At 70.5% G+C, this 20,267-nt stretch carries 19 protein-coding genes; 9 read left to right on the top strand and 10 right to left on the bottom strand.

Features of this window, described 5'->3' with window-relative positions:
- Window positions 1–553: 553 nt before the first annotated feature.
- The 3 genes from HS048_RS33950 to HS048_RS33940 all read left to right on the top strand — a co-directional run bounded on the left by HS048_RS33950 (window position 554) and on the right by HS048_RS33940 (window position 3,714).
- The gene (locus HS048_RS33950; RefSeq protein ID WP_068901260.1) at window positions 554–952 is read left to right on the top strand and encodes a (deoxy)nucleoside triphosphate pyrophosphohydrolase; all 399 of its coding nucleotides are present in this window, start codon (window positions 554–556) and stop codon (window positions 950–952) included.
- Between the two features lie 70 nt (window positions 953–1,022).
- Window positions 1,023–2,111: a hypothetical protein gene (locus tag HS048_RS33945; RefSeq protein WP_196469898.1), complete on the top strand. Its 1,089-nt coding sequence runs from the start codon at window positions 1,023–1,025 to the stop codon at window positions 2,109–2,111.
- Window positions 2,112–2,172: 61 nt separating this feature from the next.
- On the top strand, window positions 2,173–3,714 hold the full coding sequence (locus tag HS048_RS33940; protein ID WP_196469897.1) for a hypothetical protein: 1,542 nt from the start codon (window positions 2,173–2,175) through the stop codon (window positions 3,712–3,714).
- Window positions 3,715–3,944: 230 nt separating this feature from the next.
- Here HS048_RS33940 and HS048_RS33935 read toward each other — a convergent pair whose 3' ends face one another.
- From HS048_RS33935 to HS048_RS33905, 7 genes are all read right to left on the bottom strand, one after another.
- The gene (locus HS048_RS33935; protein WP_068901264.1) at window positions 3,945–4,706 is read right to left on the bottom strand and encodes a succinate dehydrogenase/fumarate reductase iron-sulfur subunit; all 762 of its coding nucleotides are present in this window, start codon (window positions 4,704–4,706) and stop codon (window positions 3,945–3,947) included.
- Between the two features lie 4 nt (window positions 4,707–4,710).
- Window positions 4,711–6,624 (bottom strand): fumarate reductase/succinate dehydrogenase flavoprotein subunit, encoded by a 1,914-nt coding sequence (locus tag HS048_RS33930; RefSeq protein WP_068901265.1) that lies wholly within the window; start codon window positions 6,622–6,624, stop codon window positions 4,711–4,713.
- Between the two features lie 9 nt (window positions 6,625–6,633).
- The gene (locus HS048_RS33925; protein ID WP_196469896.1) at window positions 6,634–7,419 is read right to left on the bottom strand and encodes a hypothetical protein; all 786 of its coding nucleotides are present in this window, start codon (window positions 7,417–7,419) and stop codon (window positions 6,634–6,636) included.
- Window positions 7,420–7,636: 217 nt separating this feature from the next.
- Window positions 7,637–8,077, bottom strand: coding sequence for a response regulator (locus HS048_RS33920; protein ID WP_068901268.1), 441 nt, complete (start codon window positions 8,075–8,077; stop codon window positions 7,637–7,639).
- Entirely contained in the window at window positions 8,025–9,677 is a 1,653-nt protein-coding gene (locus HS048_RS33915) for an ATP-binding protein (protein ID WP_196469895.1), read from the bottom strand. Before HS048_RS33915 ends, HS048_RS33920 begins: the two co-directional genes overlap by 53 nt.
- Before the next feature lie 2 nt (window positions 9,678–9,679).
- Entirely contained in the window at window positions 9,680–10,837 is a 1,158-nt protein-coding gene (locus tag HS048_RS33910) for a PP2C family protein-serine/threonine phosphatase (RefSeq protein WP_068901270.1), read from the bottom strand.
- Between the two features lie 97 nt (window positions 10,838–10,934).
- The gene (locus tag HS048_RS33905) at window positions 10,935–11,870 is read right to left on the bottom strand and encodes a LysR family transcriptional regulator (protein WP_068901272.1); all 936 of its coding nucleotides are present in this window, start codon (window positions 11,868–11,870) and stop codon (window positions 10,935–10,937) included.
- 198 nt (window positions 11,871–12,068) lie between these two features.
- On the opposite strand from HS048_RS33905, the gene HS048_RS33900 reads away from it, so the two are divergent.
- From HS048_RS33900 to HS048_RS33885, 4 genes are all read left to right on the top strand, one after another.
- On the top strand, window positions 12,069–12,851 hold the full coding sequence (locus HS048_RS33900; protein WP_307832740.1) for a succinate dehydrogenase cytochrome b subunit: 783 nt from the start codon (window positions 12,069–12,071) through the stop codon (window positions 12,849–12,851).
- Window positions 12,848–14,776 carry a fumarate reductase/succinate dehydrogenase flavoprotein subunit gene (locus tag HS048_RS33895; RefSeq protein WP_068901276.1) on the top strand — a complete coding sequence of 643 codons (1,929 nt, stop codon included), beginning with the start codon at window positions 12,848–12,850 and terminating at the stop codon, window positions 14,774–14,776. The genes HS048_RS33900 and HS048_RS33895 overlap by 4 nt, the downstream gene beginning before the upstream one ends.
- Window positions 14,773–15,510 carry a succinate dehydrogenase/fumarate reductase iron-sulfur subunit gene (locus HS048_RS33890; protein WP_068901278.1) on the top strand — a complete coding sequence of 246 codons (738 nt, stop codon included), beginning with the start codon at window positions 14,773–14,775 and terminating at the stop codon, window positions 15,508–15,510. Before HS048_RS33895 ends, HS048_RS33890 begins: the two co-directional genes overlap by 4 nt.
- A 501-nt stretch (window positions 15,511–16,011) precedes the next feature.
- Window positions 16,012–16,820, top strand: a protein-coding gene (locus HS048_RS33885; protein ID WP_307832739.1) for an IS5 family transposase whose coding sequence is annotated in 2 segments (ribosomal slippage) — window positions 16,012–16,354 and window positions 16,354–16,820 — 810 coding nt in all. Because the reading frame shifts where the segments join, the coding sequence is not laid out codon by codon here.
- A 141-nt stretch (window positions 16,821–16,961) separates the two neighbouring features.
- On the opposite strand, the gene HS048_RS33880 is transcribed toward HS048_RS33885, so the two are convergent.
- From HS048_RS33880 to HS048_RS33870, 3 genes are all read right to left on the bottom strand, one after another.
- Window positions 16,962–18,131 (bottom strand): alpha/beta hydrolase, encoded by a 1,170-nt coding sequence (locus HS048_RS33880; RefSeq protein ID WP_196469894.1) that lies wholly within the window; start codon window positions 18,129–18,131, stop codon window positions 16,962–16,964.
- Between the two features lie 145 nt (window positions 18,132–18,276).
- Window positions 18,277–19,085, bottom strand: a protein-coding gene (locus HS048_RS33875; RefSeq protein ID WP_307832739.1) for an IS5 family transposase whose coding sequence is annotated in 2 segments (ribosomal slippage) — window positions 18,277–18,743 and window positions 18,743–19,085 — 810 coding nt in all. Because the reading frame shifts where the segments join, the coding sequence is not laid out codon by codon here.
- Between the two features lie 76 nt (window positions 19,086–19,161).
- Window positions 19,162–19,458 carry a nucleotidyltransferase family protein gene (locus HS048_RS33870; protein ID WP_068901281.1) on the bottom strand — a complete coding sequence of 99 codons (297 nt, stop codon included), beginning with the start codon at window positions 19,456–19,458 and terminating at the stop codon, window positions 19,162–19,164.
- A gap of 127 nt (window positions 19,459–19,585) precedes the next feature.
- Here HS048_RS33870 and HS048_RS33865 point away from each other — a divergent pair, with 127 nt between their 5' ends.
- Together HS048_RS33865 and HS048_RS33860 are read left to right on the top strand one after the other, a co-directional pair.
- Entirely contained in the window at window positions 19,586–19,936 is a 351-nt protein-coding gene (locus HS048_RS33865; RefSeq protein WP_068901283.1) for a winged helix-turn-helix domain-containing protein, read from the top strand.
- A complete protein-coding gene (locus tag HS048_RS33860) occupies window positions 19,936–20,220 on the top strand; it encodes a hypothetical protein (RefSeq protein ID WP_068901285.1) in 285 nt (94 codons plus the stop codon). The genes HS048_RS33865 and HS048_RS33860 overlap by 1 nt, the downstream gene beginning before the upstream one ends.
- Window positions 20,221–20,267 lie beyond the last annotated feature (47 nt).

Raw genomic sequence — 20,267 nt, 5'->3', positions numbered from 1 at the left:
CCCGAGCCGCGACGCGCAGCGTCGCCATGACACAGCGAGCACGTGACGAGGGAAGACGGCGGTTACCGGCCCCCGAGCCGCGACGCGCAGCGTCGCCATGACACAGCGAGCACGTGACGAGGGAAGACGGCGGTTACCGGCCCCCGAGCCGCGACGCGCAGCGTCGCCATGACACAGCGAGCACGTGACGAGGGAAGACGGCGGTTACCGGCCCCCGAGCCGCGACGCGCAGCGTCGCCATGACACAGCGAGCACGTGACGAGGGAAGACGGCGGTTACCGGCCCCCGAGCCGCGACGCGCAGCGTCGCCATGACACAGCGAGCACGTGACGAGGGAAGACGGCGGTTACCGGCCCCCGAGCCGCGACGCGCAGCGTCGCCATGACACAGCGAGCACGTGACGAGGGAAGACGGCGGTTACCGGCCCCCGAGCCGCGACGCGCAGCGTCGCCATGACACAGCGAGCACGTGACGAGGGAAGACGGCGGTTACCGGCCCCCGAGCCGCGACGCGCAGCGTCGCCATCGATACAGATGCAGCAGAATCAGGGCCCATGAGAAGAGTCGTCGTGGGAGCGGCCATCGTCGACGGGGCGGGCCGGCTGCTCGCTGCGCAGCGCGCCCAGCCGCCGGAACTGGCAGGGGGCTGGGAGTTCCCCGGTGGGAAGGTCGATCCGGGGGAGGACGACCGCACGGCGCTGGTCCGGGAGTGCCGTGAGGAGCTCGGCGTCCTGATCGAGGTGGGGGAGGCGGTCGGCGGTGACTGGCCGCTGGGCGGAGACCGCGTGCTGCGGGTCTGGCTGGCGTCGGTGGTGGAGGGGGAGCCGGAGGCGAAGGAGCACCGGGAGCTCCGCTGGCTCGCCCTCGACGAACTGGACGAGGTCGCCTGGCTGCCCGCGGACCTGCCGATCGTACGAGCCGTGCGGGCACTGCTCGGCGGGATTGAACGGTAGCCGATCGTGACATAACTGCTACAGAGCGTGTTGTCGTCATGCGTTCACATCGGGGGATCGGAGACGCGCGGTGACCGTACTGTGCAGAAGATGGTGGAAGTACGCGGCGATGGTGTCGGCTCTGGGGACGGGGGTGCTCCTGCCGGCCGGCTGGCCGGCGGGTCGCGCGGTCGAGCCGGAGCCCGTCGTTCCCCCGCTCGACCTGGTCGGAGCGGCCCTGCCCGTTCCGTCCCTGGTGCCCGTCCCTCCGGTGCCGCCCATCGAGCCGGTTCCGCCCGTCCCGTTCAGGACGCCCACCAGACTGCCCGGCAAGCCGTCCCCCAAGCCATCCCGGCCCGTGCCGCTTCCGGACCGGACTCCGTCCAGGACCCCGGGAGTCCTCCAGGACATCGGGGAGGAGATGATGCCCGTGCCGTCTCCGGGGCATCTCACCTTCCCGATCCCCGCCGGTGCGGTGCTCCCGCCCGTCCCGGAGCCCGCCCCCCTGCCCACGCCGCCGGAGGCGGACGGCGGGCAGCCGTGCGAATGCGGGCCCGAGGACCTGCTCTCCGTCCTGGGGGAGGCGGAGGGGACGTCCGATGCGGAGCCGTACGAGGTCTTCTACGACTTCCAGGGTGTGGAGGGGGTGCCGGGGGCGGTGCGTCCGCGTCGTCCCGGCAGGGGCGGTGCGGCGCTGAAGCGGCCGAGGGCGGAGACCGGTGCGGAGACGGCGGCGCAGGAGGTCCCGGCCGCCGAGGGGGCCGGGGGAGTCGCCGCGGACACCGGCTTGGCGACCACCGCGCCCGTGCCCCCGCCGACCCTGGCTCCAGCCCCGGCCCCGGCCCCGGCCCCGGCGTGGGTCTGGCCGGCCCCGTCGTGGGCGTGGCCGGTCCCGACGGTGCAGCCGCCCACGGCATGGCCCACCCCCGAGATCCGGATGCCGACGGCCGTGCCCTCTCCGGCTGCGGCCCAGCCGCAGGGCGGCGCGCCGCTGCCCCTGGAGGTGAGCGGCCGGAGCCGGGAGATCGAGATCGCCGGAGAGGCGGAACCACTGGTGGAGGTGCGGGGCCTGCCCGCCACGGGGGTCGCGATAGGCGGGCTCCTCTGCCTGCTCTGGCTCCAGGCGAAAGTGCAGCAAAAACGTGCCATTCGGGCGATGCAAGAAGAGCGGCTTTGCTGATAATTTTACCCGGCTGGTATTTTATTGACTGAGTCATTCGGGAATCGCACGGAGGCAGCCGGTGACGAGACCTCACCGCACGGCAGCCGTCTCGGCCGTGCTCGTGTCCCTGGGGCTGACCGGCGTGATCGTGACCGCCGCCGCCTCGCTCGCCGGGGCCGGTCAGGCTTCCGCGGCCGCCAGGACGGTCCTCGCGGAGCCCACGCAGATCCCGGGGTGCGACGTCGACCCCGCGGCCGAGTGCCAGGACCAGCCCGAGGTGCCCGAGGAGCCCGCGCCGGTCGTCACGGTCACAGTGACCGCCAACCCCGACGGGACCGCGCCCAAGCCCTCCGCCAGCACGCCGGGACAGGTGACGGTCACCGCCACGGTGACCGCGCCGCCGAAGAAGCCGTCCAAGACGGCCGCTGCGACCACGACCACCGCGGCTCCGCCGCCGGCCCCGACGCAGACCGCCCAGCAGACGGTCCAGCCCCCGCCCTCGAACCCCGTCGAGCCGCCGGTGACCTCGACCCCCGAGATCGAGGAGACGGAGCCGCAGTTCCCCACCGCCGAGCCGAGCCCGGCGGAGACGCTGCCGACCGCGTCACCCGAGCCGAGCACCAGCACGTTCGCCGAACCCGACCCGGCGACGGTGCCGTACGAGATCCGCAACGCGACCTCCGGCAGCAGCCCGGCCGCGCTGAGCCAGCAGCTCGGCATCCCGGCGCTGATCCTGGTGCTGCTCGTGTTGTTCGGCGTCCTGATCTTCGAGGGGAGGCTGCGCCGCCTGGCGCATGCCGCCGCCGTCCGCCGGGCCGGTCCCCGTGGCTATCCCGCGGGCCCGGGTTACGCCTCCGCTCCGGGACTGCCGTACGGGAGCCACCAGGGGGGCACGGCCTACGCCCCGATCATCAGCTTCGTCCCGATGCAGATGTATCCGCAGGTCCACCCCGAGGCCTACCCGGCCGGCCAGCCCTACGACCCGGCGACCGCGCACATGCCCCCGCCGGGCTTCGAGCAGTACCCGTACGGCGCCTTCGAGCAGCATCACCACGGTCCGTCCGAGCAGCACCCGCACCCGTTCGAGCATGGTCCGTTCGAGCAGGGCCCGCACGGGCCGGAGACGCCTGGACCGATGTTCCGGGAGCAGACGCCGCCGACCGGACCCGAGTTCTACGGGGAGTCCCACGGCGGACCGCTCGCGCAGGAGTCCGGCTCGTTCCCGGGAGGACCCGGTCTCGACGGCCCGCTCTCCGCGGATCCGACCGCGCCGACCGCGCCGGGCCCGATCCAGCAGGGCCCGTTGCAGCAGGGTCCGTTCCAGCAGGGCCTCTCCCAGCCGGGTCCGCTCCCGCCGTACGGTGACCCGTTCCCACGGGACCCGGCCCTCCCCGATCCGCCGTCCCAGGACCGGTTCCCCCAGGACCGGTTCCCGCAGGATCCGGCGCTGCAGGGCGGCGACCGGTTCCCGCAGGACCCGCCTCCTTCCGAGGACCGGTCCCCGGGAGGGACCGGCGGTGACCCGTCCCCGCCCACCGGCCCCGCGGCCACGGCCGTCTACCCCCTGCCGGGTCAGGAGACGAAGAGGAAGCGCGGGCTCTTCCGCCGCGGCCCGAAGTAGCGCGGCCACGGCCGTCCATCCCCTGCCGGGTCAGGAGACGAAGAGGAAGCGCGGGCTCTTCCGCCGCGGCCCGGAGCGGCGGGGCCGAAGCCGCACGCCCCGGAGCGGTGGGGCGCGGCGGCGGCCGACCCGGAGCGGTTCGGGTGCGGCCGGGTGCGGAGGCCGCCGGGTGACACGCGAACGGCCGGTCACGCGGGCGTGACCGGCCGTCGGAAGGACCGCGGGGAGGGCTAGCTCTTCGGGCCGGAACGCTTGAAGATCTTGTTGCCCAGCCAGACCAGCGGATCGTACTTGCGGTCGACGACGCGCTCCTTCATCGGGATCAGCGCGTTGTCCGTGATCTTGATGTGCTCGGGGCAGACCTCGGTGCAGCACTTGGTGATGTTGCAGTAGCCGAGACCGTGCTCCTCCTGCGCGGAGTCCTTGCGGTCGACCACGTCGTAGGGGTGCATGTCCAGCTCGGCGATCCGCATCAGGAAGCGCGGACCGGCGAAACCGGGCTTGTTCTCCTCGTGGTCGCGGATCACGTGGCAGACGTTGTTGCACATGAAGCACTCGATGCACTTGCGGAACTCCTGGCTCCGCTCGACGTCGATCTGCTGCATGCGGTACTCGCCCGGCTTCACGTCGGCCGGCGGGGTGAAGGACGGGATCTCCCGCGCCTTGGTGTAGTTGAACGACACATCCGTGACCAGATCCTTGATCACGGGGAACGTCCGCATGGGCGTCACCGTGATGGTCTCGTCCTCGGTGAAGGTGGACATCCGGGTCATGCAGCCGAGCCGGGGCTTGCCGTTGATCTCCATCGAGCAGGACCCGCACTTGCCGGCCTTGCAGTTCCACCGGACGGCCAGGTCGGGGGCCTGGGTGGCCTGGAGCCGGTGGATGATGTCGAGGACGACCTCGCCCTCGTTCACCTCGACGGTGAAGTCCTCCAGCCTGCCCTCGCCGCCCTCGCCCCGCCAGACGCGGAACTTCGCCTTGTAGCTCACGGCTCTACTCCCTCACCAGCGCGTCGAAGTCGGCCAGTTCCTCTGGGGTGATGTACTTCTCCAGCTCGGCCCGGTCGAAGAGGGTGATCAGGTCGTCCCGCATCGCGGGCTGGACCTTCTCCTCGACCGTGACCTCCGAGCCGTCGGGGGACGCGGCGCAGACCAGCAGCTTGCGGCGCCACTCGGCCGACATGCCGGGGAAGTCGTCGCGGGTGTGACCGCCGCGGCTCTCCTCGCGCAGCAGGGCCGCCCTGGCCACGCACTCCGACACCAGCAGCATGTTGCGCAGGTCCAGGGCGAGGTGCCAGCCGGGGTTGTAGATCCGGTTGCCCGCCGCGCCGACGTTCTGCGCCCGCTCCTTGAGCTTCTTGACGGCCTCCAGCGCCTCGGTGACCTCGTCGGCGTTGCGGATGATGCCGACCAGCTCGTTCATGGTCCGCTGCAGCTCCTGGTGGACCTCGTACGGGTTCTCACCCGCGCGCTCCAGCGGGGCCAGCGCCTCGGCCCTGGCCGCGGTCACCGACTCCTCCGGGACCGACGGCCGGGCCGCCAGCCGGTCGACGTAGGCGGCCGCTCCGGCGCCCGCCCGACGGCCGAAGACCAGCAGGTCGGAGAGCGAGTTGCCGCCGAGCCGGTTGGACCCGTGCATGCCGCCGGAGACCTCGCCCGCCGCGAACAGGCCGGGAACCGCGGCCGCGCCGGTGTCCGCGTCGACCTCGACGCCGCCCATGATGTAGTGGCAGGTCGGGCCGACCTGCATCGGCTCGGCGGTGATGTCGACGTCCGCCAGCTCCTTGAACTGGTGGTGCATCGACGGCAGCCGCCGGACGATCTCGGCGGCCGGGAGCCGGGTGGAGACGTCGAGGTAGACGCCGCCCTGGGGCGAGCCGCGCCCGGCCTTCACCTCGGCGTTGATGGCCCGGGCCACCTCGTCGCGGGGGAGCAGCTCCGGAGGGCGCCGGTTGTTGGCCTGGTCGGTGTACCAGCGGTCGCCCTCCTCCTCGGTCGTGGCGTACTTGTCCTTGAAGACCTCGGGGATGTAGTCGAACATGAAGCGCCTGCCCTCGGAGTTGCGCAGCACGCCGCCGTCGCCCCGGACGGACTCGGTGACGAGGATGCCGCGGACCGACGGCGGCCAGACCATCCCGGTGGGGTGGAACTGGATGAACTCCATGTTGATCAGCTTGGCCCCGGCCAGCAGCGCCAGCGCGTGGCCGTCCCCGGTGTACTCCCAGGAGTTGGAGGTGACCACGTAGGACTTGCCGATGCCGCCGGTGGCCAGCACGACCGCGGGGGCGTCGAACAGGATGAGCCTGCCGTGCTCCCGCCAGTAGCCGAACGCGCCGGCGATCGCGCCGCCGGGGCCGTGCGCGGGGCCGTGGTCCTTCAGCAGCCGGGTGATCGTGCACTCGGCGAAGACCTTGATGTACGCCTCGGCGTCGCCGTGCAGCCGCTCGTCCTCCTGCTGGAGCGCGACCACCCGCTGCTGGAGCGTGCGGATCATCTCCAGGCCGGTACGGTCGCCCACGTGGGCCAGCCGGGGGTACTCGTGGCCGCCGAAGTTGCGCTGGCTGATCTTGCCGTCCTTGGTGCGGTCGAACAGCGCGCCCCAGGCCTCCAGCTCCCAGACCCGGTCCGGGGCCTCCTTGGCGTGCAGCTCGGCCATCCGCCAGTTGTTGAGGAACTTGCCGCCGCGCATGGTGTCGCGGAAGTGCACCATCCAGTTGTCGTCGCTGTTGACGTTGCCCATGGCTGCGGCCGCGCCGCCCTCCGCCATGACGGTGTGCGCCTTGCCGAACAGCGACTTGCAGACGATCGCGGTGCGCTTGCCCTGCTGCCGGGCCTCGATGGCCGCCCGCAGCCCTGCCCCGCCGGCGCCGATGACGACGACGTCGTATTCGTGACGCTCGATTTCCACAGGTGATCCTTATGCGAACGGGAAGGAGATGATGCCCTTGGCGACCAGCCGTACGTAGAGGTCGGCGCCCATGACCGAGAACATGGAGACCAGGGCCAGCTCCTGGTGCTTGGCGTTGAGCTTGGAGACGACGGTCCACGCCTTGTAGCGGACGGGGTGCCGGGAGAAGTGGGTCAGCCGGCCGGCCGTGATGTGGCGGCAGGAGTGGCACGAGAGCGTGTAGAGGTTGATCAGGATCGCGTTGGCGATCAGGATCCACGTGCCGAGGCCGTCCGGCTTGTGGACGAGCGCCAGCACCGCGTCGTAGGCGAGGATCAGGCCGATCACGATCGCCGCGTAGAAGAAGTAGCGGTGCACGTTCTGCAGGATGAGCGGGAAGCGCGACTCACCGGTGTACTTGCGGTGCGGCTCGCCCACGGCGCAGGCCGGCGGGGAGAGCCAGAAACCCCGGTAGTAGGCCTTGCGGTAGTAGTAGCAGGTGAAGCGGAACCCCGCGGGCAGGCCGAGGATGAGGATGCCCGGCGGCCAGGTGTACCAGTCGCCGAACGGGGCGAGGCCGAACAGGCGCGCCTCCTCGGGACAGCTCGTCGCCAGGCACGGCGACGCGAACGGCGCGTGGTACGGCGAGACGAAGTAGTCCATATCGAAGATCGCCCACGTGGCGTAGACGAGGAACGCCGTGAAGATGATGAAGGTGACCAGTGGATAGCGCCACCACTGGTCGGTGCGTAGGGTGCGCTCCTTGATCTGCGCGCGCTGCCTTCTGGCCGGGCTGTCGGCCGCTGTCTGGGTCATCGGTGACCTCTCCACCTCCCGCGGACCCTGCTCGCAGGGGGTCCGGGTCGTTTCAGTTGTGCCGCGCGCCGAGCCGCCGCGGCGGCTCACCCGGGCGCGCGCATATTGGTGGGGGATACGTTACGACGGGACCCGGAGATTGTGTGAGAAGCATCACTCACATTTTCACAGACCAGGTGTGATTCCTGTCACTCGGATCTGACGGCGGAGGGGCCCCTCAGTCGAGGCTGGGCAGCTTCACCACGGTGACGAAGAAGTCGTCGATCCGCCGGACCACGCTGATGAACTGGTCGAAGTCCACGGGCTTGGAGACGTAGGCGTTGGCGTGCAGGTTGTAGCTGCGCAGGATGTCCTCCTCCGCCTCGGAGGTGGTCAGCACGACCACCGGGATGCGGCGCAGCTCCTCGTCGCCCTTGATGTCCTGGAGCACCTCGCGGCCGTCCTTGCGGGGCAGGTTGAGGTCGAGCAGGATCAGGTCGGGCCGCGGCGCGTCCTCGTAGCCCTCCTCGCGGCGGAGGAAGGCCATGGCCTGCTCGCCGTCGTTGACGACGTGCAGCTTGTTCCTGACCTTGTTGAGCTCGAACGCCTCCTTGGTCAGCAGGATGTCACCCGGGTCGTCCTCGACCAGCAGCACGTCGATCCAGCGCATCTCGTTCATCAGCGTCTCCAGGAAGAAGGGTCCAGCGGAACGTGGTCCCGCGACCGGCGGGCGCGCCCTCCTCGCCCGGGCTGCCGTCGTCCGGCTCACCATTGTCCACCCAGATCCGCCCGCCGTGGTATTCCACGATCTTCTTGCAGAGGGCGAGCCCGATGCCGGTGCCGGAGTAGGCCTCCCGGCCGTGCAGGCGCTGGAAGATCAGGAAGATCCGCTCGGAGTGCTTGTCCTCGATGCCGATCCCGTTGTCGGAGCAGGAGAACTCCCACGCGTCCCCGGCGCGGCGGACCCCGATGTGCACCCGGGGCGCCTCCCGGGAGCGGAACTTGACCGCGTTGCCGACGAGGTTCTGGAAGAGCTGGGTGAGCTGGGCCCGGTTGCCCAGCACCCGGGGCAGGTCGTCCCGGGTCACCGTGGCGCCGGCCTCCTCGATCTGCGAGGCGAGGTTCTCCAGCGCGGCATCCAGGGGCACGGCGACGTCGAGGGGGACGAGGTCGCCGCCGGCCCTGCCCACCCTGGAGAAGTCGAGCAGGTCGCTGATCAGCGACTGCATGCGCTTGGCGCCGTCCACCGCGAAGGCGATGTACTGCCTGGCCCGGTCGTCCAGCCGGTCGCCGTAGCGCTGCTCCAGTATCTGGGTGAAGCTGGCGACCTTGCGCAGCGGCTCCTGCAGGTCGTGGCTGGCCACGTAGGCGAACTGCTCCAGCTCGGCGTTCGAGCGCCGCAGCTCGTCGGCCTGCTCCTCGAGCTTGTCCTGCGCCTCGCTGGCCCGCCGCCACTCGGCGACGATCCTGCGGCGCATCGCGTCCACGTGCCCGGAGAGCTCGGCCAGCTCGGCGGGGCGCTCGACCTTGAGCGCGTGCCCGAAGTCGCCGTGCGCCACCGCGCGGACCTGGCCGGTGAGCTCGGCCACCGGCCGCAGCACGGCGTGCCGGACGATGAGGGCGAAGCCGATCCCGGCCAGCACCAGGATCGCCGCCATCCCGCCGAGGGCGGCGTAGAGCGTCTGCCAGCCCTGCACCAGCCGGGTGGTCGCCGTCCCGTGCAGCCGGGTGAGGTGGCCGCGCAGCTCGGTCAGCGCGGCCTGGACCGTGCGGAAGCGCTCACCGCCGACCCTGGCGTACTCCTCCTCGGCCAGGTCGGCGCGCTCGGCTGGACCGGCCGCCGCGACCCGGTCGCCGTAGTCCCGCCGCCAGGCCGCGGAGGCGCTCCTGAGCGCGTCGAGCTCGGCGCGCACGGCCGCCCTCTCGGGCATCCGGGAGATCAGGGCCTCGAGCGCGGAGAGCGAGGCGGACTCCGCGGCGGCCGCCTCCCGGTAGTCCTCCATGTACCGCTCGTCGCCGGTGGCGCCGTACGCGCGCACCGCGCTGCCCTGGACGGTGAGCGCCTCGGAGAGCTCCAGCACGCGCAGGGCCGCGGGGTCGATGACGTCGACCAGGGCCGACCGGGCCTCGCCTGTCGTGCCGACCGTGCCGACGACGACCGCGGAGGCGACCGTGAAGGCCAGCGCCACGGCCGAGCCGGCGATCAGGAACCACCTCCCCAGCGGCAGCCGCTCCGAGCCCGCCACGGACGGGGGCTGCGAGGGGGGAGGGTCTTCCACCGTCAGACGCTCCGTGCGTGCTTGGCGATGAGCACGGTGGCCAGGTCGTCGGTGAGCGCCTCCTCGTTCAGTTCGATGACCCGCTCGATGAGCCGGTCGAGGTGGATGCCGCCCTGGTCGGCGATGAGCCGCAGCAGGCCCTCGGTCCCGAGCAGGTCGGGGCCGCCTCCCACGGTGGCCTCGATCAGGCCGTCGGTGTAGAGCAGGACGGACCACTCCCGGCCGAGCGGCACGTCGATGGGGGTCCAGTCCACGTCCGGGAAGATGCCCAGCGGCGGCCCGGAGGGGGTGCCCGGCGTCACCTCGACCACGCCGTCGCGGATCAGCACGGGCGGCGGGTGGCCGACGACGTGCAGGCGGGCGTGGTCCAGCGACGGGCTGACGGTCATCGTGCAGAGCGTGGTGAAGATCTCCGCGGACTTGCGTTCCAGCCGGAGGACCTTGTCGAGCGTGTGCAGCACGTCGTTGCCGGTGTGCCCGGCCAGGACCAGGGTGCGCCAGGCGATCCGGAGCGCCACCCCCAGCGCGGCCTCGTCCGGGCCGTGTCCGCAGACGTCGCCGACCACCACGTGCACGGCGCCGTCGGGGCTCTGCACGGTGTCCCAGAAGTCTCCGGCCAGCAGGGTCCGCTGGCGGCCGGGAAGGTAGCGCGACTCGTGGTGGAGGGTGCCGGGTTCCAGCAGGGGGACGGGCAGCAGGCCGTGCTCCAGGCGGGAGTTCTCCTTGGTGACGAGCTCGGCCTCGACCAGCTTGCGCTGGGCCATGTCGGCGCGTTTGCGCTCCATCGCGTAGCGGACCGCGCGCACCAGCAGGCGGGCGTCGATGTCCTGCTTGATGAGGAAGTCCTGGGCCCCGGCGGACACCGCCTCCACGCCGACGTGCGAGTCGTTGAGCCCGGTCAGCACGAGCACGGCGGCGTGCGGGGCCATCGCCAGCACCTGCTGGAGCGCCTCCAGGCCGTTCGCGTCGGGCAGGGAGAGGTCGACCAGCACGCACCTGACCTCGTCGGTCAGCCGCACCAGGCTCTCGGAGAGGCTGCGCACCCAGATGATCTTCGGGGGATTCTCCGCCTCGTTGAGCAGCTCCTCCACGAGGAAGGCGTCACCCGCGTCGTCCTCGATCAGGAGGAGCGTGAGTGTTTCGTCGGGAGGGGCGGTCACGAACGCCTCTTCGTGGGGTCGGGGGAAAACCTGTCAACTCTATGAGAATAGTGCTGCCACCCCGATGATGCGGATGGGTGATCGAACTAAAGGTTTGTCAAGAACCCTCGCCGAGCAACTCGACACCCGGCGGGAGGCTGCCGTCGTGGGCGGCCTCGGCGAGGAAGAACAGCAGCGTGGCGCGGAACGCCCGGGCGGCGCGGATGGGCTCGACGTCCTTGCGGTGGGCGATGGCGATCGTCCGACGCAGCCCCGGCGGCGCCAGCGGGGTCCCGGTCAGTCCCGGACGGCCGTCCAGGACCATCGAGGGCACGAGCGCGATGCCCAGGCCGGCCTCCACGAAGCGCAGTACGGCGTCCATCTCCCCGCCCTCCACCGCGAAGCGCGGCTCGAACCCGGCTTGGCGGCACGCGCTGAGCGTGGCCTCCCGCAGGTCGTAGCCGCGCCGGAACATCACCATCGGACGCCCGCGCAGATCCTCTATCCGCAGGTACGGCCTGCGCGGCGGAGCGATCGACGGGGAGACGACCACCAGGTTCTCCCGCAGGATCTCCTCGGTGACGAGGGAGGGGTCGTCGCTCTGCAGCGGCATGATGATCAGCGCCAGGTCGAGCTGCCCCCGCGCCAGGGCCCGGACCAGGTCGCGGGAGCCGCCCTCCTCCACCAGCAGTTCGATGCCGGGATAGTCGCGGTGGAAGCGGGCCAGGGCGTCGGCCATCAGCCCGGCGCAGAGCGACGGGGTGGCGCCTATCCGCACCCGCCCCCTGCGCAGCCCGGCCAGCTCGCCGATCTCGCGCCGGGCGGTGTCGGCGTCGGCGAGCATGCGGCGGGCCAGCGGGAGCAGCGCCTCCCCCGCGGGGGTGAGGGTGACGTTGCCCCGGGCACGGCTGAGCAGCGGCGCACCGAGCTCGGCTTCCAGGGCCTTGATCTGCTTGCTCAGCGACGGCTGTGCGACGCGCATCCGCTCGGCTGCCTGGGTGAAGTGCCGAGCCTCGGCGACCGCCACGAAATAGGCCAGTTGCTGGAGCTGCACGCTTCCCTAGCGTAGGGATCCCCCGCCCCCCGATCCGGGGCGGGGCCGCCCCTCCTGGATACTGTGAGATTGCTCGCACTTGCTGACACGGTGTCATGACCCAAGTTCCCGGGACGCAGAAGCAATAGCCGCAGGCTATGGAAACCACATCCGCGATGACTTGGACGGGACCAAAGTCCTTTTCCTAGCTTCGGGACCGTGACTGCCATGATTGAGCGCGGAACGTCCACCGCGCAGGTCGACCCCCCCGCGGGCGCCCCCGCGAAGCCTGTGACGCCTCCCCGAGCCGCGCCCGCCAAGAGGAAGGGCGGGTTCCTCGGCTCCTCCAACGGGAGGAAGGCCGTGATGGCCGTCACGGGCGCCGCCCTCGTGCTGTTCCTCGTCGGCCACATGGCCGGCAACCTCAAGGCGTTCTTCGGCGCCGATTCGTTCAACGATTACGCCGCCTTCCTGCGCACCATGGGCGAGCCGATGCTCCCCCACCGGGTGGCGCTGACGATCGTGGAGGTCGGGCTCGCCGTCGCGATCGTCCTGCACATGTGGGCGGCGGTCACGCTGGCCCGGCGGGCGAGCAGGGCACGGCCGGTCAAGTACGCGGCCAAGCGCAGGTCCCAGGCCGGCGGCTACGCCGTCCACACCATGCGCTACGGCGGCGTCATCATCCTGCTGTTCGTGGTCTACCACCTGCTCGACCTGACGTTCGGCACGGTCAACCCGGCCGGCTGGGACGGCACGCCGTACGAGCGCCTGGTGCAGGGCTTCGCGCCCGAGCGCTGGTGGGTCACCGCCTTCTACGCGGTCGCCGTCGTCATGGTCGGCCTGCACCTGCGCCACGGCCTGTGGAGCGCCTTCCAGACCCTCGGCCTGGCGAGCGGCCGCAGCTACCGTCCGCTGAAGGCCGTGGCCGCCACGATCTCCGCGGTACTGGTCCTCGGCTTCCTCGCCGTCCCCGTCGCGGTCATGATCGGAGTCATCAAGTGAACAAGCACTACACCGAGGGCGAGCCGATCCGCGACACCAAGGCCCCGGCCGGTCCGATCGAGGAGCGCTGGGAGAAGCGGAAGTTCAGCGCCAAGCTGGTCAACCCGGCCAACAAGCGCAAGATGCACGTCATCGTGGTCGGCACCGGCCTGGCCGGCGGCTCGGCTGCCGCGACCCTCGGCGAGCTCGGCTACAACGTCACGTCGTTCTGCTACCAGGACTCGCCCCGGCGCGCGCACTCGATCGCGGCGCAGGGCGGCATCAACGCCGCCAAGAACTACCGCGGCGACGGCGACTCGATCTACCGGCTGTTCTACGACACCGTCAAGGGCGGCGACTTCCGCGCCCGCGAGTCGAACGTCTACCGCCTGGCCCAGGTCAGCGTGAACATCATCGACCAGGCCGTGGCGCAGGGCGTGCCGTTCGCCCGCGAGTACGGCGGCCTGCTCGACACCCGGTCCTTCGGCGGCGCCCAGGTCTCCCGGACCTTCTACGCCCGCGGCCAGACGGGCCAGCAGCTGCTGCTCGGCGCCTACCAGGCGCTGGAGCGGCAGATCGCGGCCGGGACCGTGAAGATGAACACCCGCCACGAGATGCTCGACCTGATCGTCAGCGACGGCCGGGCGCGCGGCGTCATCGTCCGCGACATGGTGACCGGCGAGATCGAGCGGCACCTCGCCGACGCGGTCGTGCTCGCCACCGGCGGCTACGGCAACGTGTTCTTCCTGTCCACCAACGCCAAGGGCTGCAACACCACCGCGATCTGGCGGGCGCACCGGCGCGGCGCGATGTTCGCCAACCCCTGCTACACGCAGATCCACCCGACCTGCATCCCGGTCAGCGGCGACTACCAGTCCAAGCTGACCCTGATGTCGGAGTCGCTGCGCAACGACGGCCGCGTCTGGGTGCCGGTCAAGGCCGGTGACACGCGCCCGGCCTCGGAGATCCCCGAGGAGGAGCGCGACTACTACCTGGAGCGCATCTACCCGGCGTTCGGCAACCTGGTCCCGCGCGACATCGCCTCCCGGGCCGCCAAGAACGTCTGCGACGAGGGCCGCGGCGTCGGCCCCGGCGGGCTGGGCGTCTACCTCGACTTCGCCGACGCGATCCGGCGGCTCGGCCGCGAGGCCGTGGAGAAGAAGTACGGCAACCTGTTCGAGATGTACGAGCGCATCACCGGCGAGGACCCGTACAGCCAGCCGATGCGCATCTACCCCGCCGTGCACTACACGATGGGCGGCCTGTGGGTGGACTACGACCTGCAGTCCACCATCCCCGGCCTGTTCGTGGTCGGCGAGGCCAACTTCTCCGACCACGGCGCCAACCGCCTCGGCGCGTCCGCGCTGATGCAGGGCCTGGCCGACGGCTACTTCGTGCTGCCGACCACGATCGGCGACTACCTCGCGAACGGCCCCTACGGAGAGGTCGACGACGAGGCCGTGGCCGAGGCCGAGGCCGCGGTGCAGAGCAAGATCGAGAGGCTGCTCTCGGTGAACGGCACCCGCACCGCCGACTCCTACCACCGCGAGCTGGGCAAGCTCATGTGGGACTACTGCGGCATGGAGCGCACCGAGGAGTCCCTGCGCAAGGCCCTGGAGCGGATCCCCGAGCTCCGCGAGGAGTTCTGGCAGAACGTCAAGGTGTCCGGCACCGCCGACGAGCTCAACCAGGCGCTGGAGCGGGCCGGCCGGGTCGCCGACTTCTTCGACCTGGCCGAGCTGATGTGCATCGACGCCCTGCACCGCACCGAGTCGTGCGGCGGCCACTTCCGGGCCGAGTCGCAGGACGCCGACGGCGAGGCCCTGCGCGACGACGAGAACTTCGCCTACGTCGCGGCCTGGGAGTACGGCGAGCAGGGCCCGGTCCTGCACAAGGAAGCCCTGGAATACGAGTACGTCAAGATGAGCCAGCGGAGCTACAAGTGAATCTCACACTCAAGGTCTGGCGCCAGAAGGGGCCGCAGGACAAGGGCCGTATGGTCACCTACCGGGTCGAGGACGTGTCCCCGGACATGTCCTTCCTGGAGATGCTCGACGTGCTCAACGAGCGGCTCATCCTGGAGGGCGACGACCCGATCGCCTTCGACCACGACTGCCGCGAGGGCATCTGCGGCATGTGCGGCATGGTCATCAACGGTGTCGCGCACGGCGAGCAGGTGGCCACCACCACCTGCCAGCTGCACATGCGGCACTTCGAGGACGACGCGGTCATCACCATCGAGCCGTGGCGCGCCGCGCCGTTCCCGGTGGTGAAGGACCTGGTCGTGGACCGCTCGGCGTTCGACCGGATCATCCAGGCGGGCGGCTTCATCTCCGTCCCCGCCGGATCGGCCCCGGACGCGCACAGCGTCCCGGTGAAGAAGGTCGACGCCGACGCGGCGTTCGACGCGGCCACCTGCATCGGCTGCGGCGCCTGCGTCGCGGCCTGCCCGAACGGCTCGGCCTCCCTCTTCACCGCCGCGAAGATCACTCACCTGTCCCTGCTCCCGCAGGGCCAGCCCGAGCGCGACTCCCGCGCCAGGGCCATGGTGGAGCAGATGGACGCCGAGGGCTTCGGCGGCTGCACCAACACCGGCGAGTGCACCGCGGTCTGCCCGAAGGGCATCCCGCTGGACACCATCGCGCAGATGAACCGGGACTACCTCAGGGCGTCCAAGTGACCTGAGGGGCGTATGCTCCGATCCGCCGGGCGGTGACCCGGCCTCCGAGCGGGCGACCGCGACGAGCGGACCGCGGATACAGCGGTCCGGCTCGCGCGGCCGGCGCGGGAGACGGCGTGAACCATTGCGGGCCGCACCTTCGTGGGGAGGTGCGGCCCGCATTTTTCTTGGCCGCACCGGCTTCCCAGGCCCGGAACGTCGGCGTGCGTCCCGTCCGTGCCGCCACCGGGAGTTCTTCACTCCTCTTCTTGCTCCTGTAGACGTTTGAAGACGTCCGGGTAGGAGCGTCGGAGCAGGTCTCCCACTTGCCGCTCCAACTCGGGAACATTCGTCGTCGCGGCGTTGTACACGATCTTCCAGTCCATACCTCTGGCGAAACACCTTCGAGGTAGGAAGCGATCTTTTCGGCTGCTTCCACGATGTCCACCAAGTAACAGCTGGTTTCAAAATGAAAGGCGTGTCGGCTGGTGACAGCCATGCCAACCGAAGAAGATCAGCGGTGTGTCTTCCCCCGACCTGGTTCCCGACGATCTGTGGGAGCGCGTAGCCCCGCTGCTGCCGCCCCATCCGCCCCGGCGCCGACGCCATCCAGGGCGGCTGCCGATCGATGACCGCATGGCCCTGGCCGGCATCATCTATGTCCCGCGCACCGGTGTGGCCTGGCGAGACGTCCCGGCTGCGGTGATCGGCTGCTCGGGCGTGACCTGCTGGCGGCGGCTGCGCGACTGGACCGAGGCCGGCGTCTGGCCGCGCCTGCACCAACTGCTGCTGAGCGAACTGCGGGCCGCGGGCCTGCTCGATCTGGACACCGCTGCCATCGACGGCTCGCACATCCGCGCACTCAAAGGGGGGACCACGTCGGACCGTCGCCGGTCGACCGCGGCCGGCCCGGCTCCAAGCACCACCTGATCGTCGATGTGCACGGCACCCCGCTGGCGGCCTCGGTGACCGGCGGCAACCGCCACGACGTCACACAGCTCCTGCCTCTGCTGGACAAAGTCCCGCCCATCCGCGGCGTGCGCGGCCGTCCCCGGCGCAAGCCCCGCGGCCTGTACGCCGACCGCGGCTACGACTACCCCAGCCGCCGCCGCCTGCGCACACGCGGCATCACCCCGGTCATCGCCCGCCGCGGCACCCCGCACGGTTCCGGGCTGGGTGCCGTCCGGTGGGTGGTCGAGCGGACCTTCGCCTGGCTGCACCAGTTCAAACGGCTACGCGTCCGCTACGAACACCGTGCCGATCTCCATCAGGGCCTGCTCGACCTGGCGTGCAGCCTCATCTGCCTGCGCCGTCTCCGGACCTCATTTTGAAACGATCAGTTACAACTCCTAACAGAATGATCAGCGGACGAGGCACCGCCAGCAGATGATCGATGCGGTCAGCGTCATGAAGGCCTCGTGAACGAGATCCCGCCCGGTCCAAATGCTCAGGCGGGATCTCCTCGACCTCCCTCAGGCCGTCTCGAGAACGGTCCCGGAACGACGGGAGTCATTCCAGAATTCGACCTCGGGGTAGCGCCGGGACGGCCCCTCCAGCAGCGGCTGAGGTCGCTTACGAAGGTGGAGGTCGACGAAGGCGCCGACGTATGTGCGGGTGATCTCCACTGCCCGGGAGCCGGGTAGCCGGCCCCCGCCGATCCGGTCGGCGATCAGCGGGAAGTCGCTGAAGGACGGGTGGTCCATGCCGTCGACCGTGAGCCAGCGCTTCCACCCGGTCATGCGCCGCCAGTCGCGTCCCCACGAGGGATCCTGCCCGCCGGGCTTGTGGCTCTTCACCGCGCCCAGCAGGAGGAACGGCCGGGAGAGCCCCTTGCTCGGGATCGGGATGTGGAAGCCACCGTCCAGGTTGATCCCGGCGCGCACCCGGGCGTCAGTGAGCATGGTCCACGCCGAGCTCGCGCCGCCCAGGGAGTGGCCCGCCATCGCGATCCGGGACGGGTCGATCAGGCGGGCGCCCTTCCACGCGGGGTCGGGTCCGAGTAACTGGTCCAGCACGAAGGAGACGTCTGCGGCCCGGCCTCGGGTGGCCTTCTTCCCGAAGCCGGGAGAATCCAAGGATCGGCAGGCGACACAGGTGGTGATGCGCCCGTCGGGGAAGGCCGTTCCGGCCGACTCATAGGTGTGGTCGATGCCCGCCACCACGTAGCCCTTGCTCGCCAGGTCCTCTGCCAGGGTCGTCAGCGAACTGCGGGGCGCGGAGAAACCGGGTGACAGGACCACGAGGGGAAGGCCGCGGTCGTGCCCGAGCGCAGGGGCGTCAGTGAACGCGTTGGTCCGTGCCCGGCTCAACGCATCGGCCGGCAGGTCCTTGATGAGCAGTTCCTTCAGGAGCAGCTCTGCCTCGCGTGCGGTCGTGTACGGCGCCCGCCGCCCTTGAGCGGTTCGGGCGGGGTACCACAGCGAGACCATGAGTTCGCGTGCGGTCTTCTCCGCCACCCACGGGTCAGGCCGGGACTCGTCGATCAGGTGCAGGCTGGTCGTGCCCACCGGGTGCGGACCAGTGGGCTCCGACAGGACCAGGGCCGGGACGCGCTCCGCGGCGGCATCGGCCGCCGCGGGAGTGGCGAATGTCAGCAGTGCGACGGCGGCTGCCAAAGCGCCGCGAAGAACGGATGTCGGCATGTGAAGGATCTTTGCGGCGGGCGGTGGCGGATGCTTCGGCCGAATGGGCGACCGGAGGACTGCGACTTTCGCGGTCGGAGTACGACAACAGCTGTAGGCAGGCGTTGCAGGCTTCCTGTGTGCTTACAACTCCTAACTGATCGTTTCAAAATGAGGTCCGGAGACGGCGCAGGCAGATGAGGCTGCACGCCAGGTCGAGCAGGCCCTGATGGAGATCGGCACGGTGTTCGTAGCGGACGCGTAGCCGTTTGAACTGGTGCAGCCAGGCGAAGGTCCGCTCGACCACCCACCGGACGGCACCCAGCCCGGAACCGTGCGGGGTGCCGCGGCGGGCGATGACCGGGGTGATGCCGCGTGTGCGCAGGCGGCGGCGGCTGGGGTAGTCGTAGCCGCGGTCGGCGTACAGGCCGCGGGGCTTGCGCCGGGGACGGCCGCGCACGCCGCGGATGGGCGGGACTTTGTCCAGCAGAGGCAGGAGCTGTGTGACGTCGTGGCGGTTGCCGCCGGTCACCGAGGCCGCCAGCGGGGTGCCGTGCACATCGACGATCAGGTGGTGCTTGGAGCCGGGCCGGCCGCGGTCGACCGGCGACGGTCCGACGTGGTCCCCCCTTTGAGTGCGCGGATGTGCGAGCCGTCGATGGCAGCGGTGTCCAGATCGAGCAGGCCCGCGGCCCGCAGTTCGCTCAGCAGCAGTTGGTGCAGGCGCGGCCAGACGCCGGCCTCGGTCCAGTCGCGCAGCCGCCGCCAGCAGGTCACGCCCGAGCAGCCGATCACCGCAGCCGGGACGTCTCGCCAGGCCACACCGGTGCGCGGGACATAGATGATGCCGGCCAGGGCCATGCGGTCATCGATCGGCAGCCGCCCTGGATGGCGTCGGCGCCGGGGCGGATGGGGCGGCAGCAGCGGGGCTACGCGCTCCCACAGATCGTCGGGAACCAGGTCGGGGGAAGACACACCGCTGATCTTCTTCGGTTGGCATGGCTGTCACCAGCCGACACGCCTTTCATTTTGAAACCAGCTGTAAAGACCGTCACGCCGCATAAAGCACCCGGGCGTCGCTCAGCACCTGATCCCGGATGATCCAGTGGAGACCTTCCTTGGAGACCACGTCGACCTTGCGGCCGAGCAGGTCTTCCAGTTCCTCCTGAAAGCCGAAGAACTCAAGACCGATCTCGGTGCCGGGTTTAAGGACATAGAGGAGATCGATGTCGCTCTCTTCCCGGGCATCACCGCGGGCGACCGAGCCGAAGACCGCCAGCTCGGCGATGCCGTACCTCTCGCAGAGGCTGATCAACTGCGGATGGATGGTCGTGAAGTCGACGTCCATGGCACCTCCTGTGCCTCATGCTGCCATGTCGACGCCGCCGTCACAGCTGACCGCCGGGGCTGTCACCGATCGGAGTGGCATGCTACGGTTTCACCTATAAGAAAATTCTTACATGTGAAGGATCGCCATGACGACGGCACGGCCGACCGGTGACGAGCTGGTCGCGATGCTGGCGGCGCTGGCCAATCCGCTGCGGCTGCGCATCGTCGCGCGGCTGGCCGGCGGGCGCGACTACGTGAGCCGCCTGGCCCGCGAGATCGGCGTCAGCCGCCCGCTCCTCCACATGCACCTGCAGCGGCTGGAGGCCGTCGGCCTGATCGTCGGCACCCTCGAGCTGTCGGAGGACGGCAAGGCCATGAAGTACTACGAGGTCGCGGACTTCGACCTGCGCCTGACCCCCTCGGTGCTGGCCGAGGCGGCCGAGACCCTGACCAGATCGGACCCGGAGAAGGGTCCCGCCCGCAAGGAGCAGTCCTGATGAACCTCGGTGCAGCCGAGACGGCCACCTGGCCCGGCACGGTCCTCGTCCTCGGAGTGCTGCTCCTGGCCGTGATCCTCCTCATCGCCGTGATGGCGAGCCTCCAGGAGCTCCGCAAGACGAAGCTGCTGGCGGCCCGGGAGGAGGACCTGCGACAGCTCGTGCGCCGCTACGAGCAGCTCGCCGAGAACACCCTCGACGCCCAGCAGCGCTCCGCCGCGGACCTGTCCGAGCTGCGGTCGCGGACGGCGTCGATCGAGCAGATCCTGAGGACCGTCGAATGACGGAGAACGGAGAGCGCGCCATGCCAACGCCCGCGGCGGACCGGAGG

It is taken from the genome of Planomonospora sp. ID91781 (assembly GCF_015711595.1).
In the GTDB taxonomy this organism is placed as follows: Bacteria; Actinomycetota; Actinomycetes; order Streptosporangiales; family Streptosporangiaceae; genus Planomonospora; species Planomonospora parontospora.
The sequence above is the reverse complement of the archived record's forward strand: the minus strand, read 5'-3'. Positions and strand labels throughout refer to the sequence as shown.

Coding starts and splice junctions, on each gene's coding strand:
- HS048_RS33950 (WP_068901260.1), top strand. CDS start 554: ATGAGAAGAGTCGTCGTGGGAGCGGCCATCGTCGACGGGGCGGGCCGG.
- HS048_RS33925 (WP_196469896.1), bottom strand. CDS start 7,419: ATGACCCAGACAGCGGCCGACAGCCCGGCCAGAAGGCAGCGCGCGCAG.
- HS048_RS33920 (WP_068901268.1), bottom strand. CDS start 8,077: ATGAACGAGATGCGCTGGATCGACGTGCTGCTGGTCGAGGACGACCCG.
- HS048_RS33880 (WP_196469894.1), bottom strand. CDS start 18,131: ATGCCGACATCCGTTCTTCGCGGCGCTTTGGCAGCCGCCGTCGCACTG.
- HS048_RS33870 (WP_068901281.1), bottom strand. CDS start 19,458: ATGGACGTCGACTTCACGACCATCCATCCGCAGTTGATCAGCCTCTGC.
- HS048_RS33865 (WP_068901283.1), top strand. CDS start 19,586: ATGACGACGGCACGGCCGACCGGTGACGAGCTGGTCGCGATGCTGGCG.
- HS048_RS33860 (WP_068901285.1), top strand. CDS start 19,936: ATGAACCTCGGTGCAGCCGAGACGGCCACCTGGCCCGGCACGGTCCTC.